The organism is Pseudomonas sp. GL-B-12 (genome assembly GCF_019955895.1).
Lineage (GTDB): Bacteria > Pseudomonadota > Gammaproteobacteria > Pseudomonadales > Pseudomonadaceae > Aquipseudomonas.
On the sequence record NZ_JAHBCX010000033.1, the window covers coordinates 185,035 to 199,473 of the forward strand.

At 59.5% G+C, this 14,439-nt stretch carries 12 protein-coding genes; 3 read left to right on the forward strand and 9 right to left on the reverse strand.

Annotated elements, in window-relative coordinates; all coding sequences use genetic code 11:
• Window positions 1-29: 29 nt before the first annotated feature.
• Entirely contained in the window at window positions 30-977 is a 948-nt protein-coding gene (locus KGA85_RS18755) for a choline ABC transporter substrate-binding protein (protein WP_223460459.1), read from the reverse strand.
• Window positions 978-1,412: 435 nt separating this feature from the next.
• Here KGA85_RS18755 and KGA85_RS18760 point away from each other — a divergent pair, with 435 nt between their 5' ends.
• Window positions 1,413-2,789 (forward strand): L-serine ammonia-lyase, encoded by a 1,377-nt coding sequence (locus KGA85_RS18760; protein ID WP_223460457.1) that lies wholly within the window; start codon window positions 1,413-1,415, stop codon window positions 2,787-2,789.
• A gap of 523 nt (window positions 2,790-3,312) precedes the next feature.
• Window positions 3,313-4,416 (forward strand): GlxA family transcriptional regulator, encoded by a 1,104-nt coding sequence (locus KGA85_RS18765; RefSeq protein WP_007975492.1) that lies wholly within the window; start codon window positions 3,313-3,315, stop codon window positions 4,414-4,416.
• On the opposite strand, the gene aac(6') is transcribed toward KGA85_RS18765, so the two are convergent.
• From aac(6') to choX, 7 genes are all read right to left on the reverse strand, one after another.
• Entirely contained in the window at window positions 4,417-4,863 is a 447-nt protein-coding gene (aac(6'), locus tag KGA85_RS18770; RefSeq protein WP_223532920.1) for an aminoglycoside 6'-N-acetyltransferase, read from the reverse strand.
• Window positions 4,864-4,910: 47 nt separating this feature from the next.
• A complete protein-coding gene (locus KGA85_RS18775) occupies window positions 4,911-5,174 on the reverse strand; it encodes a hypothetical protein (RefSeq protein ID WP_223532922.1) in 264 nt (87 codons plus the stop codon).
• Window positions 5,175-5,559: 385 nt separating this feature from the next.
• On the reverse strand, window positions 5,560-6,723 hold the full coding sequence (locus KGA85_RS18780; protein WP_223532924.1) for a gamma-butyrobetaine dioxygenase: 1,164 nt from the start codon (window positions 6,721-6,723) through the stop codon (window positions 5,560-5,562).
• A 13-nt stretch (window positions 6,724-6,736) separates the two neighbouring features.
• Window positions 6,737-7,213 carry a thioesterase family protein gene (locus tag KGA85_RS18785; protein WP_223532926.1) on the reverse strand — a complete coding sequence of 159 codons (477 nt, stop codon included), beginning with the start codon at window positions 7,211-7,213 and terminating at the stop codon, window positions 6,737-6,739.
• A gap of 123 nt (window positions 7,214-7,336) precedes the next feature.
• Entirely contained in the window at window positions 7,337-8,302 is a 966-nt protein-coding gene (locus KGA85_RS18790) for an L-carnitine dehydrogenase (protein ID WP_095964145.1), read from the reverse strand.
• 142 nt (window positions 8,303-8,444) lie between these two features.
• A complete protein-coding gene (locus KGA85_RS18795) occupies window positions 8,445-9,332 on the reverse strand; it encodes a 3-keto-5-aminohexanoate cleavage protein (protein WP_008048151.1) in 888 nt (295 codons plus the stop codon).
• A 95-nt stretch (window positions 9,333-9,427) separates the two neighbouring features.
• Window positions 9,428-10,372, reverse strand: a complete 945-nt coding sequence (choX, locus tag KGA85_RS18800; protein WP_223460451.1) for a choline ABC transporter substrate-binding protein — start codon at window positions 10,370-10,372, stop codon at window positions 9,428-9,430.
• A gap of 224 nt (window positions 10,373-10,596) precedes the next feature.
• On the opposite strand from choX, the gene KGA85_RS18805 reads away from it, so the two are divergent.
• Window positions 10,597-11,592 carry a GlxA family transcriptional regulator gene (locus KGA85_RS18805; protein WP_223460449.1) on the forward strand — a complete coding sequence of 332 codons (996 nt, stop codon included), beginning with the start codon at window positions 10,597-10,599 and terminating at the stop codon, window positions 11,590-11,592.
• On the opposite strand, the gene KGA85_RS18810 is transcribed toward KGA85_RS18805, so the two are convergent.
• Complete coding sequence (locus KGA85_RS18810; protein ID WP_223543301.1) at window positions 11,589-14,333, reverse strand: RHS repeat domain-containing protein; 2,745 nt, start codon at window positions 14,331-14,333, stop codon at window positions 11,589-11,591. The two genes, KGA85_RS18805 and KGA85_RS18810, sit on opposite strands and share 4 nt — an antisense overlap.
• Window positions 14,334-14,439: the final 106 nt, after the last annotated feature.

Sequence of the window (14,439 nt, forward strand, 5' to 3'; positions counted from 1 at the left end):
GGACGGCCGAGGCCGCCCGGCATAAGCGATTACTTGGCCAGTTTGGCTTTCACGGCCTCCAGGCCTGGTTTACCGTCAATGGTGGTCACGCCAGCGAGCCAGGTATCGAGCACCTGTGGATTGTTTTTCAGCCAGGCCTTGGCAGCCGCGTCAGGCTTCATCTTGTCGTCCAGGATGTTGCCCATCAGCGAGCTTTCCATGTCGACGGTGAACTCCAGGTTCTTGAGCAACTGGCCGACGTTGCTGCATTCCTGCGCATAGCCCTTGCGGGTGTTGGTCGCCACGGTGGCGGCACCGAAGTCCGGGCCGAAGAAGTCATCACCACCGGTCAGGTATTGAATTTTGAAACGCTTGTTCATCGGGTGCGGCGCCCAGCCGAGGAACACCACGGCGGTGTCGCGTTTCTGCGCGCGGTCGACCTGCGACAGCATGCCTGCTTCGGAGGATTCGACGACTTTGAAACCGGCGGTCTTCAGGCCGAAGGCATCCTTGTCGATCATGCTCTGGATCAGACGATTGCCGTCGTTGCCAGGTTCGATGCCGTAGATCTTGCCGTCGAGCTCTTTCTTGAATTTGGCGATGTCGGCGAAGTCATGCAGCCCCTTGTCGTACAGCGCTTGAGGGACGGCGAGGGTGTACTTGGCGCCCTTGAGGTTGGTACGCACGGTTTCCACGGTGCCGGCATCGCGATAGGCCTTGATGTCGTTTTCCATGGTCGGCATCCAGTTGCCCAGGAACACGTCCATGTTCTTGCCGTCGGCCAGGGACTTGTAGGTCACAGGCACGGAAATCATGGTGGTCTTGGTCTTGTAGCCGAGGGCGTTGAGCACGACGCTGGTAGTCGCGGTTGTCGCGGTGATGTCGGTCCAGCCGACATCGGAGAAGTTTACGGTGCTGCACTGCGCCGGTTCTGCGGCTTGCGCCAGAACCGGCAGACTAAGCATGGCGGCCAACAACAACGACGGGGAACCTTTCATGGATGGACTCCTTGGTGTTTTTTTTGGCAGTGTTCCGACTGGACCACCGCACTTATAGGTTGCGGTTGGATGGCGTTCTGGAGACAGCTCTACCACTGCGCCTTGCAATCGAGTCGATATGATCATGTACCAGTGAAAATCTGACGCCTACAGGGTGCGTCGTATCCAGTACAGGGATGGTCGCATCCAGTGTCGGTGACGTCGTTTACAGATTTTTTCAGCCCGTTTTCCCCCTCTGAACCGCAAAAAAACGGTGAAAACACGGCGTAAAAGACACGCGGCGCTGGTGGGCATGAGTGCGTCGGTTAGAGACGTCGAACAACTGGATAAAAGCTTGATGATGCGGTCATCTCGGCGGATTGCAGCTTGAGCGTAGCAGCTCCGTCACCGTGCGTTTTTGCGTGCGCAGTGGGCCCATTCAGGAGTTCGGCAGTAATGGCTATCAGTGTTTTCGACCTGTTCAAAATCGGCATCGGCCCTTCCAGTTCTCACACCGTGGGGCCCATGCGGGCGGCGGCGTTGTTCGTGCAGGGCTTGCGCGAGCGCGGATTGCTGGAGCAGGTGCGGCGTGTCGAAGTCCAGCTGTTCGGCTCGTTGTCGGCCACCGGTATCGGCCACGGCAGCGACAATGCCGTGATCATGGGCCTGATGGGCGAGTGGCCGGATGCGATCGATCCGTCGCAAATCGGCATTCGTATCGCCACCCTGCGTGAGACCGATACGCTGCTGCTCGACGGTCGCTTGCCGGTGCCCTTCATCTGGGCCCGGGACATGCGCCTGATCGATGAGAACCTGCCATTCCATCCCAACGCCATGACCCTGATTGTCGAGGGTGATGACGGCGAGTTGTATCGCGACACCTACTATTCGGTCGGCGGCGGTTTTGTCGTCGATGAGGCTCAGGCCTCCAGCGGTGTCGTCGACCTCGACCGCACTGTGTTGCCATATGACTTTTCCAGTGCGGCCGAGCTGCTGGAACTGTGCAAAAAACACAAGCTGCGCGTGGCTGAGTTAATGATGGCTAACGAGAGGGTGTGGCGCAGCGAGGACGAAATCCGCAGCGGCCTGATGAAGCTCTGGCGCGCCATGCAGGATTGCGTTGAACAGGGCCTGAAACACGAAGGCATCCTGCCCGGCGGGCTGAACGTGCGCCGGCGTGCGGCGAAACTGCATCGCAGCCTGCAGGAGCTGAACAAACCCAACGTGATCGGCTCGACCTTGAGCGCCATGGAATGGGTCAACCTGTTCGCCCTGGCGGTCAACGAAGAAAACGCCGCCGGCGGGCGCATGGTTACGGCACCGACCAACGGCGCGGCGGGGATCATTCCGGCGGTGCTGCACTACTTCATGAAATTCAGCGAGGTCGTGACCGACGCCAATGTCGTCGACTACTTCCTCGGCGCGGCGTCAGTGGGAATCCTGTGCAAGAAGAACGCCTCGATCTCCGGTGCCGAAGTCGGTTGCCAGGGCGAAGTAGGTTCGGCCTGCGCCATGGCGGCGGCCGGGCTGGCGGAAATCCTTGGTGCTACACCAGAGCAACTGTGCAACGCGGCGGAGATCGGTCTGGAACACAACCTCGGCCTGACCTGCGACCCGGTGGGTGGGCTGGTCCAGGTGCCGTGCATCGAGCGCAACGCGATTGCCGCGGTGAAAGCGATCAACGCTGCGCAAATGGCATTGCGCGGTGATGGCCAGCACTTTATTTCGCTGGATCGGGTGATCCGCACCATGCGCGATACCGGTGCCGACATGCATGACAAATATAAGGAGACATCGCGGGGTGGGTTGGCGGTGAGTGCGGTGGAGTGTTGAGTCAGTAGTACCGAGTCGCATTCTTCGCGATCAGGCTCGCTCCCACAGGTGGAGCGCATTCCAAATGTGGGAGCGAGCCTGCTCGCGATAGCGCCAGACCAGTCAAAACTGCGCGCTAAGTGAACACCAGCTCGAAAACGCGCCACCTTTTAGCGCGTCGCTCACAGATAAATTGTCTTGCCACTGATCGAGAGCCAACCAGCCTTCGACCGCCCGTCACCCGTGCCTGCGGTGACACTCTTTTCCATCGCGGCGCAACGCCGTTCCCACAAGTGCTACCGAATTGCTCACAGCTTGTGGGCCGGGGTGCTTGCCAGTCCTGATGGCCATTTAAATCCCCACGCCTTGCAAGACATATATAGACACATTCCGACGTCGTTTTTAGGAGTTATTGAACGCGCATTCAAATTTAGGCATGGCAATTGCTCTGTCATTACAAAGCCCGTCTCCCACGCGAGAACGATGGCAATAAAAAGAGCCTCCGCCTGAGGCCATCACCCGCTTTGTGTGAGGAGATACCGCGATGACGACGTTCAACTCCGGGGCCCAACCCCAGAACCGTGCGCCTCAATCCATCGGCTTTCTGCTGCTGGACAATTTCACGCTGATTTCTCTGGCCTCCGCAGTGGAACCCCTGCGCATGGCCAACCAGTTGTCCGGTCGCGAGCTGTATCGCTGGACCACCCTCACCGTCGATGGCGGCCAGGTCTGGGCCAGTGACGGCCTGCAGATCACCCCCGACGCCTCCATGCACAAAGCCCCGCCAATGGACACCGTCATCGTGTGCGGCGGCATCGGCATCCAGCGCACTGTTACCCGCGAACACGTGTCATGGCTGCAAAGCCAGGCCCGCCAGTCCCGCCGCCTCGGCGCGGTGTGCACCGGCAGTTGGGCCCTGGCCTGCGCCGGCCTGCTCGACGGTTTTGATTGCAGCGTGCACTGGGAATGCCTGGCGGCGATGCAGGAAGCTTTCCCGCGTGTAGCGATGAGCACCCGCTTGTTCACCCTCGACCGTAACCGGTTCACCAGCTCCGGCGGTACCGCGCCGCTGGACATGATGCTGCACTTGATCAGCCGCGATCACGGCCGTGAGCTGTCGGCGGCCATTTCGGAAATGTTCGTCTACGAGCGCATCCGCAACGAGCAGGATCACCAGCGTGTGCCGCTCAAGCACATGCTCGGCACCAACCAGCCGAAGTTGCAGGAAATCGTCGCGTTGATGGAAGCCAACCTCGAAGAGCCGATCGACCTCGACGAACTGGCGGTGTATGTCGCGGTGTCCCGTCGTCAGCTCGAGCGGTTGTTCCAGAAATACTTGCACTGTTCGCCGTCGCGTTACTACCTGAAGCTGCGCTTGATCCGCGCGCGCCAGCTGCTCAAGCAAACGCCGATGTCGATCATCGAAGTGGCGTCGGTCTGTGGCTTCGTGTCCACGCCGCACTTCTCCAAGTGCTACCGCGAATACTTCGGCATTCCGCCGCGTGACGAACGCGTAGGGTCCAACACCACCCAACAAGTGGCGATGATGCCTTTGCCGCAAGCGCTGGTGCTGTCACCGTTGTCCGGGCCGTTGTCGGCGCTGAGCCAGGCGCGCAATGAGTCGACGTTTGCCAGTGTAAGGCTCTAGTCAGAGCTGGCGTTTGAAAAATACGACGCGCTCGGTTTCCTCGAAACCGAGCGCCTTGTGCGTCTTCTGGCTCAGCAGATTGTCGAGCTCGGTGTCGGAGGCCATTTGTACGCAGCCCTGTTCTCGTCCCCATTGCGCCACAATGTCGATTAGCTGTGCGGCCAAGCCTTGGCGGCGCTGCTGGGGCACTACGTAGATACCTTCCAGGAACACCACCGGAGAGTTGTCGGTGCCATTTACGTAGTCGCGACGCAATGAGGCTTCGACCAATCCAACGGGTTGCTCCCGACAGTCGTAAGCAATGAAGTTGATGTAGCGTTGCGGCTCGCTCAGCTGGTGGCCGATCTCATCCCGATGCTCCTGTTCGGAAGCATCCGGCCAGAGGGCCTGACGCAAAAGCAGCCAGCCCGCTTGTTCGCTGGACTGGCAGTGTTGGATTCGAAACATCAGCGTTTGCTCGCAGTTGCCAAACAGGCCGACACTCTAGCAAACGCTCAAGTGCGATGGCTTTGCTGGTACTCCGACAACGCCGGCAGCAATTGTTTGTCGATGGCCTGGCGCACTGCTGGCAGGATCGTCGCGCTACTGGTGTACATCTCCTTGACCATCTTGCGAAGTTCATACGCCCGGGCATCGTCCAAGCCCCTTACCACGCACTCGCAAGCCTGCTCGGCGGTGGCTCCACTGGGCACGTTGAACCCCAACGACTTGAGCTGGCCCAACAGGTCTTCCTGGTCTATCAAATCGGCGTGCATCATGACGCAATCCTTCTTCAGGGAACGGTGTCGTGGTTCGATTCTGGTAGGGGTGCCGGGTGTCGGCAAGGACGAATTGTCGCAATGGCTCAATTGGTTATGAACATGTCGTTTTCGGCTAACCTGGCCCGCGGGGGAGTGGGCACACTGGACTCAGCTCGCTTCACGAAGGTTTGGTCACCCTCGCACGGCAGCTCCTCAACAGTACCCTCTGCCTCGATCCTGTCACGGCTTGATCGGGGCTTTTTTTGTCTGTGATTCAGTGGGTTTTGTGTTGATTGATATACCGCCTTCGCGAGCAAGCCCGCTCCCACAGTTGAGCGAGTTCTCCCAGAGGAATGCGATCGAATGTGGGAGCGGGCTTGCTCGCGAAGAACGATGACGCGGTCTAGCGCTGTAACACCAGAATCCGCGACAACAACTCATCCCGGTCGACATAGCAGCCCTGGAAATGCCGGGCGCCTGTGGTGGGGTCGAAGGCGTTGCGGGCATGCAGGGTGCGGCGGTTGTCGAAGCACCACAGCTCACCGGGATTGAGCCGCTGCATCAACCTGAATCGAGGCTCGCGGGTCATCGCGATAAAGCGCCGGTAGGCCTGATACAGCTTGGGCATCTGCTCCACCGAGGCATCGAACGGTCCGCGCAAAAAGTTCGCCATGCGGATTTCCGACACCTGCCCCAACGCATCCAGGGCAATGATCGGTGCCAGGCAGCGGTAGTCGCTGTGACGGTCCTTGTTGCGAAACTCCACGGGGATTTCGCAGAGGCTTTTGAAAGCCTCCGGATCTTCCCGGCGCAAGGCGTCGGCAATGGCAAAACCATCGACAAAAATGCTCTCGCCACCCTCGGCGTCATTGACCAGGCAATGCAAAAACTGCAGCCCCGGTTGCAGCTCCCGGGTCGGCAAATCGCTGTGCAGTGGCAGGTTGAAGGCGGTGTAGGCGTTGCTGTCGGCGTCGGCCTTGGATTGCACGTTGAACAGCACGCCGAAATTGCTCTCGCGGATGAAGGAAATCCGTTGGGCGATCAGCTTCAGGGAACCGGGCTCGGTAGGCACGCCACGGACCTGGGTCAATCCGACATCTCGCACCGCCAACAACCATTGCAACAAGGCATCGGAGTCGTTCATCAGCGCTTGATACTCGAACACCGGCAACTGCAAATCGCTGTGCCAGAGCCTGGCTTTAGGCTTGCGTGCCTGACGCTCGGCGCGGGATTCGTCGTCATAGGCATGGGCGCGCAGCCAGCCAGGGTCGAAACGGCTTGAGTGGCCGTCCTGCCAATCAACCGACAAACAGCCATCGCCGTCGATACTGGCGTTATCGGGCATCAGATCTTGAGCCACATCGACGATTTCCAGCACTTGCTCGCGGGTCACGGTGTAGACGCACTGCGGGCACGGGCAGTTATCCCGCAGCCATTGATGGTGGAAAGGGCTGACGCGATTGTCGGCCCATTTCACGAGAACACGGTCCGCCAGGGTCTGCACGCCAGTCAGCGCGCTGATCAACGGATAGGTACGAAAGTCGGCAAATGCTGCGGCGGTGTTCATGGCGATCTCCTTGTTATTTTTTTGGGGGTAATGCGATCACTCGGCCAATGTAGTCGGGCGTTGGCAGGTCCGCCTGTTCGGCGACGATGGCTTGCAGCCGGCTCAAGGACTGTTCGCTGAACGGCGCCGAACGCGGCCCGGCGAGATCCACGTGCAGCAGCATCTGTTCGTTGCCAGCAAGTTCCTGGGCATCACCGACCAGATGCAGGCTGTGATAGAGGTGCACGCGCTTGCTGTCGTGGGCAATGATTTGGGTGTGCACTTCGACTTGGGCGTCGAGCTTCACTTCGTGCAGGTAGTTCAGGTGCAGTTCGAGGGTGAACAGTGAGTTGCCGCTGGCGTCGCGGCTGTTGCTGTCCAGGCCCAGGCGATCCATCAGGGCATCGGTGGCGTAGCTGAAAATCAGCAGGTAGAAGGCGTCGCGCAGGTGGCCGTTGTAGTCGACCCAGTCGGGGATGATGGTGGTTTGGTAGGTGGTGAGGGTGGGCATGGTTTTGATCCAATTTTTAGAGTGACTGGACTGCCGCTTTCGCGAGCAGGCTCGCTCCCACAAGGACCGCGCATAAGCTGTGGGAGCGAGCCTGCTCGCGAAGGGGCCGGGCCTGCTGACTGATTACTCGCTGAAGGCCATCCCATGCTTCTCTTTGGTGGTCTTCACCGCCTCCAGCACTGCCAGCAGGCAATCATCACGATAGCGCTCCAGCGCCGAAATGCTGTGTTTGCCCAGTTGATCGCTGGTGCCATCGACCACGTCGTCGATCAGCTTGTCGGTCAGCTCCGGCGCCGGCAGGTAGGTCCACGGCAATTGCAATGCCGGGCCGAACTGCGCCATGAAGTGGCGCATGCCGGCATCGCCACCGGCCAGGGTGTAGGTCAGGAAGGTGCCCATGAACGACCAGCGCAAGCCGGCGCCGAAACGGATTGCATCGTCGATTTCGCCGGTGGTCGCCACGCCGTCGTTGACCAGGTGCAGCGCCTCACGCCACAGCGCTTCGAGCAGGCGGTCGGCGATGAAACCCGGCACTTCCTTGCGCACGTGCAGCGGGCGCATCCCCAGGGATTCATAGACCTTCATGGCCGCTTGCACCGCTTCAGGGGCGGTGTTTTTGCCGCCGACCACTTCCACCAACGGCAGTAGGTAAACCGGGTTGAACGGGTGACCGACCACGCAACGCTCAGGGTGCGTGGCACTCTCGTAGAACTCGCTCGGCAGCAGGCCGGAGGTGCTGGAACCGATCAAGGCATTGGGCTTGGCTGCGGCGCTGATTTTGCTGTGCAGGTCCAGTTTCAGCTCCAGTCGCTCCGGGGCGCTTTCCTGGATGAAATCGGCATCGCGCACGCACTCTTCGATGGTCGCGACAAAACGCAGGCGATCCTGCGATGCACCCGGCGCCAGGCCTTGTTTCTCCAGCGCGCCCCAGGCATTGGCGACGCGTTTGCGCAAGGCGGCTTCGGCGCCGGGGGCCGGGTCCCAGGCCACTACATCCAGACCATGGGCGAGGGCACGGGACACCCAACCGCTGCCGATGACACCACTGCCCAGCGCTGCGAAGGTTTTGATTTCGGTGATAAAGCTCATGGCGACTTCCTGAATTTGGCTCGGAAAAAACTGTGGGAGCGAGCCTGCTCGCGATGGCGTCGGTACATCCGATGCATCAATTGAGGCAGGTAAACCGCTATCGCGAGCAGGCTCGCTCCCACAGGGGGAAAGTGTGTAAGGGTCAACCGCGCTTGGTCAGGCCCATTTTTGCCCGGCCTTCAGCAGGGGTCAGGACGCGGGCGCCGAGGCGGCTGAGGATTTCGCCGGCGCGCTCGACCAGTTGGCCGTTGGTCGCCAGCACGCCCTTGTCCAGCCACAGGTTGTCTTCCAGCCCGACCCGCACGTTGCCGCCGAGCAACACCGCTTGCGCCGCCATCGGCATCTGCATGCGACCGATACCGAAGCCGGCCCAGACCGCGTCCGCCGGCAGGTTGTCGACCATGGCTTTCATGGTGGTGGTGTCCGCCGGCGCGCCCCACGGGATGCCCAGGCACAGCTGGAACAACGGGTTGTCGAGCAGGCCTTCCTTGATCATCTGCTTGGCGAACCACAGGTGGCCGGTGTCGAAGATTTCCAGCTCGGCTTTAACGCCCAACTCTTGAATGCGTTTGGCACCGGCACGCAGTTGCGCCGGGGTGGAGACGTAAATGGTGTCGCCGTCGCCGAAGTTCAGGGTGCCGCAGTCGAGGGTGCAGATTTCCGGCAGCAGTTCTTCGACGTGGGCCAGGCGGGTCAGCGGGCCGACCAGGTCGGTATTCGGGCCGAACTCCATCGGGTTCTCGCCGGCACCGATCTCCAGGTCGCCGCCCATGCCGGCGGTGAGGTTAACGATGATGTCCACGTCCGCCTCGCGGATGCGCTCCATCACTTCGCGGTACAGCGCCACGTCACGGCTGAACTTGCCGGTTTGCGGGTCACGCACATGGCAGTGAACCACGGTGGCGCCGGCCTTGGCGGCTTCCACGGCGGCAGCGGCGATCTGTTTCGGGGTGACCGGCACGTGTGGGCTCTTGGCGGTCGTGTCGCCAGCACCGGTGAGTGCGCAGGTGATGATGACGTCGTGGTTCATGAGGCAGTTCCTTACAGGCGAGTTTTTGGTTTTGGCCGGGCGTGGTGGTCCCGTTCGCAGCCCGTTGGGGCTGCGAGTCGGTGGTTCTATCGGGTTTATTTACTGGTCAGTTGCAGGTTTTCAGCGGCCGGTTTGCCATCGAAGGTGGTGACGCCTTCAAGCCAGCGCTTTTTGTCCTGCGGGTGATCCTTGATCCATTGTTTGGCCGACTCGAAAGCGTCCTTGTGATCCAGCAGTGGCTGCATCATCCGACTCTCGTCTTCGGCGGTGAACGTCAGGTTGCTCAGCAGGCGACCGATGTTCGGGCATTGCTCGGCGTATGTCGGCGCAGTGACGGTCCACACCGTGGCCTTGCCTTCGTCCGGCCCAAGGGCGTTTTCACTGCCGGTGAGGTAGGCCATTTTCACGTTGACGTTCATCGGGTGCGGCGCCCAGCCGAAGAACACCACAGCTTCGTTGCGACGCACGGCACGATCCACGGCAGCGAGCATGCCGGCTTCGCTGGACTCGACCAACTGGAACTTGCCGAGGCCGAACTGGTTCTTGGAGATCATCGCCTTGATCTGGGTGTTGGCGCCCGAGCCAGGCTCGATGCCGTAGATCTTGCCACCCAGTTCTTTTTCGAATTTGGCGATGTCAGCGAAGGTTTTCAGGCCCTTGTCGGCGAGGTAGGTCGGCACGGCGAGGGTCGCGCGGGCGTCCTGCAGGCTTGGCGCTTCAAGCACCTTGACCTGTTTGGCGTCGACGAACGGGGTGATGGTCTGGGTCATCAGCGGGTTCCAGTAGCCGAGGAACAGGTCCAGACGCTGGTCGCGGATCCCGGCGAAGATGATTTGCTGGGAGGCGCTGGTTTGTTTGGTGCTGTAGCCGAGGCCATCGAGCAATACCTGGGTCATGGCACTGGTGGCGATCACGTCGGTCCAGTTCACTACACCCATGCGCACGTTCTGGCACGCGGCAGGTTCGGCGGCCATGACACTGGCGCTCAGCAAAGCGGTACCACTGAGTGCAAGAACACAGCTGCTGATCAGTCGTTTCATCTCAGGTTCCTCGGCAGTTCGTTTATTGTGAGTTCCGGTGTCTGATGCGCCGGTGATGCCAAGTTACGCAGCAAAGCACCGATGAAAGCGCACTGCGGCGACCAGCTCTTGCACTGCAGCGACCTGTGCTCTTGAATGCCGCTCGCAACTGGCGTATCAACATCCCTACGCTGCCCGCCCTCTCGTTACCTGGCCTCTTGTTACCTGCTAAGCGAGTGCGCTCCATGTCCCAGGATTTCTACTTCTTGTTGATGCCGGGTTTCTCGGCCATCGGATTTATCTCGGCCATCGAGCCGTTGCGGGTCGCCAATCGCTTTCGCGGCGAGCTCTATCGCTGGCATGTGCTGAGCGCCGATGGCGGGGCGGTGCTGGCCAGTAATGGCATGTCGGTCAACGCCGATGCGGCGCTGGAGCCGCTCAAGAAAGGCGCGACACTGCTGGTGGTCGCCGGGTTCGAACCCCTGAAGTTCACCACCCCGGCGCTGGAACACTGGCTGCGCCGCCTGGACAACGAAGGCGTGACCCTCGGCGCCATCGACACCGGCAGTTTCATCCTCGCCGAAGCCGGCCTGCTCGACGGCCATCGCCTGACCCTGCACTGGGAAGCCATCGACGCCTTCAAGGAATCCTATCCACAACTCAGCGTCACCCAGGAGCTGTTCGAGATCGACCGCCGCCGCATCACCTCCGCCGGCGGTACCGCTTCCATTGACCTGATGCTGGATCTGATCGCCCAGGCCCACGGCCCGGAACTGGCGATCCAGGTCAGCGAACAATTCGTGCTCGGCCGCATCCGCCCGCGCAAAGACCACCAGCGCATGGAAGTCGCCACGCGCTATGGCATCAGCAACAAGAAACTGGTGCACGTAATCGGCGAGATGGAACAGCACAGCGAACCGCCCCTGAGCACGCTGGAACTGGCGGAATCGATCAAGGTGACGCGGCGGCAGCTGGAGCGTTTATTCCGTTTGCACCTGAACGACACGCCGAGCAATTTCTACCTGCGACTGAGGCTGGAAAAAGCCCGGCAGTTGCTGCGCCAGACCGACATGAGCGTGCTGGAGGTGAGCATTGCCTGCGGGTTTGAATCGCCGTCGTACTTCACCCGCAGTTATCGGGCGAAGTATGAGCGCTGTCCGCGGGAGGATCGGCGCAGTGTTGGCGGTCGGCAAGGTGCCGATGTGCCGCAACCCCCTCCCACAGAGGCGCCGGTTGTTTAGTGCAACTGCGGGGACCTGAACTGGAGGGCTAGAGCGGTCAGACTGTCAGCGTTGTGAGTGGTGATTGCTATTTGTGCATTCCATGCCTGACTTTCTAGTGACCGGGATTCTATTTGTTCCCGTTCGATGAGCTTCGCCGCTACATGGCGGCTCTTTTGTTTGATTTTTGATAAATCGGGACCGTTTGTGGCAATCGTTAAAGATCTCCGAAGTGCCGCATTGATATTTGCATCAATCATCTCTCCTGTATCGCCAGGTGATGAGTCGGAAAACAAGTACCAGAAGTCTTTTGTCTTGGCATGAACATGGCTGAGCTCGTGAAAAATTGTCGCAGCGTTAAGTGGTGGTGATTGTTCACGGCCATTGAGGTTCAAATAGATAGCGTTAATCCCTTGAGACGTTGATTTTTCCCAATGCGCCCGCTGTTCAGGTTTTAGCGGATTGTTATCGGTAAAGACAAATCGAACACCTTTAGCTTGATCCTTTAATGCACCACGAAGGTTTTTCTTAAGTTTTTTCCTGGCTGCATCTGCCGCGATGTTCAGGTGTTCCTCATCCATGCTGGGGCCGAAAATATTTCTTAATTTTTCTTGAGTCGAAGGTGTCCGATCTGGACCTGCGAGCGCTGAAATCGCATTTTTTGTAAAGTCGACCATGGCTGAAAAGTCGTTCTGGAATTCGCGTCGCTGGTCCTCGGGCAAGTCGTTGGCACGCCGATAAAGTATCGCCTGCCCAGCAGCGACCATTTTCCTTTCGTATTCATTGACGGGCTCAACCGGCGCAAGGCCTTGGCTGTCCTTGAATCGCAGCGGATTGTTTCGAACCATCCTGTAGTGGTTGAGCCCATCGATGTCACCCGCCGGATCCGGGTTGATCCAGCGCTGTAACCAGGGTGCGTAATAACGAAGTCCATAGTAATAAAGTCCGGTGGCATCCCGTTCTTTTCCGGAGTACCTGATTGTCTTGTAATTGGCCTCGGCGTCACTTCGAGCGAGCCACCAAGCGGTGCCACCAAAAGCGTAGTAACCCTCCTGGCTTATCAGCGCGGCATCCTCGTCCAGTTCCAGCGTGCAGGATCCAAAGTGATCGCCCAGGCTGTAACGGATCTGGCCGTTGGCAATGCCTTCGGGCGGATCGTCGTGCCAATGCAAAGCCCGCGCGTTGCAATCTCCAGCGTCAACATTCACGACATACCGTACTTCTTCGCGACCGTTGTAATGGATCTCCAGCCCGGGCAGATAACGTACTTCGCTGGCCAAGGTCACAGATTTTGCTTTGCGATGGAGCACCTTGCGTAGCCGCTGGCCGTGAGCATCGTAGCGATTGCATTCATCGTCATTCGGTACCCCATCTCTGATGACTTGGATGACCTGGCTCAATTGGTTGCGGCTATCCCAATGCATGGCCTGTGAGCCGGGTGACAGGACCAGCAAGTTGCCGTTGCTGTCGAAGCTCCTGATGAAGTCCGGCTCACCTGCCGGCGGTTTGGGCAAGCTGCGGTTACTTGAAGACTTGGTCACCATCTCACGGGTGTAACCTCGAAGACCTTCATGGACGAGGGTTTGTAGATTTCCTGCGGGATCATATGAGAATGTCTGTTTGTAGCTACTTGTCACTGTCGATTGCGACGGGCGCGTTAAGGGACCCTGGCTCGCGGCAACGGATTCGCGACCGCTTGCCTCTACCAATTGAGAAAGCGTGTCATATCGATAGTGGTTGGCGGGGTCAGTACGCTGGTTCCTGAAGTAGCGTATAGCTGTGGCCGAGTCCCGGATCCGGGTGATATTGCCGACAGGATCGTAGGTGTAGGCAAGGTCCTGGAGCGCATGGCCTGGACGACTTGCGGTGAGTTGCAACAGGCGATCGCTTTGAACGTCATAACGGCGGGTTGTCGTCACACCATTACCCGCGATTTCTTGTTTGATCTGACCACTGACGCTGTAGCGCCTGTTCCTGAGTAGCGTTTTGACCGGCAGATGTCTGCGTTTGAGGATTACCTGTGTGAGCTGGCCTGCGACGTCATAGCCCAATTGTCTTTGGTTCTCCCGTGCATCGGTCTGGGTCAACAGGTCGCCCAGGGTGTTGAAGCGCCATTGGGTGGTTTCACTTTCGGCTTCGAGTTTGCTGTCGCGGTCAGTCAAGCGCTCTGGCCAACTGGCAACTGACAGGTCGTTCATGAATTGCCGGGATTCGCTTAGCCGGGTGCCCGCAAGGCTGTATTCATTGAGATGCAGGCAGCCAGCCGTGTCGTCGTGGCGAATCAGGCGTCCGCACTGATTATGTGAGCTGTACTCGGCGTGGCTATCGGCATAGACCATCCGCTCAGTCGTGGCAGAGGCAGCGTTGACAGCTTGCTCTGAGATGGCGATCGGGCGTAACAGGTTGTCGTACTCGATCTGACGTTGATTTTGTCGACCATCCCACTCGAATCGAATCTCGCCTCTGGCCCCCGGCAGTCTTGCTCTCCAGCCGGCATCAACGCTGCTGTTCAGTAATGGCTCGCCGGAGAGGCCGTACACCATGGTCAGATTAGGCTGGCCTTGCGTTGGCCATAGTCGTGGGTCCCAGCCGGCGCTCAGGTGCCCGTTCGGGTTGTAAGCCTGGCGATTGATATGCGGTTCAGGCGTTTGTTCCAGGTGGGCCCGGTAGTAGGCCACGCTACGAATCGACTGGCGGCGCGGGTCCTGTGCCATCAGGGTTGGGGTGGCATGGTGAATGTTGGTCTGCAGGAGGTCGGTCATGTGATTGTCGAGCGCTTAAGGAAAGTTCCAATGTATGCGCTTGGTTTTTAGCCTGCTAACTCTCATAAATGACAGGGTTGTGTCTGTTTAAGAGCAGCGGTGGGGG

Bases quoted from the DNA above. Each gene is read 5' to 3' on its own strand.
- KGA85_RS18765 (WP_007975492.1), top strand. From the start codon at position 3,313: ATGACGACGTTCAACTCCGGGGCCCAACCCCAGAACCGTGCGCCTCAA.
- KGA85_RS18775 (WP_223532922.1), bottom strand. From the start codon at position 5,174: ATGATGCACGCCGATTTGATAGACCAGGAAGACCTGTTGGGCCAGCTC.
- KGA85_RS18795 (WP_008048151.1), bottom strand. From the start codon at position 9,332: ATGAACCACGACGTCATCATCACCTGCGCACTCACCGGTGCTGGCGAC.
- KGA85_RS18780 (WP_223532924.1), bottom strand. From the start codon at position 6,723: ATGAACACCGCCGCAGCATTTGCCGACTTTCGTACCTATCCGTTGATC.
- choX (WP_223460451.1), bottom strand. From the start codon at position 10,372: ATGAAACGACTGATCAGCAGCTGTGTTCTTGCACTCAGTGGTACCGCT.
- KGA85_RS18810 (WP_223543301.1), bottom strand. From the start codon at position 14,333: ATGACCGACCTCCTGCAGACCAACATTCACCATGCCACCCCAACCCTG.
- KGA85_RS18805 (WP_223460449.1), top strand. From the start codon at position 10,597: ATGTCCCAGGATTTCTACTTCTTGTTGATGCCGGGTTTCTCGGCCATC.
- KGA85_RS18760 (WP_223460457.1), top strand. From the start codon at position 1,413: ATGGCTATCAGTGTTTTCGACCTGTTCAAAATCGGCATCGGCCCTTCC.
- KGA85_RS18785 (WP_223532926.1), bottom strand. From the start codon at position 7,213: ATGCCCACCCTCACCACCTACCAAACCACCATCATCCCCGACTGGGTC.
- KGA85_RS18755 (WP_223460459.1), bottom strand. From the start codon at position 977: ATGAAAGGTTCCCCGTCGTTGTTGTTGGCCGCCATGCTTAGTCTGCCG.
- KGA85_RS18790 (WP_095964145.1), bottom strand. From the start codon at position 8,302: ATGAGCTTTATCACCGAAATCAAAACCTTCGCAGCGCTGGGCAGTGGT.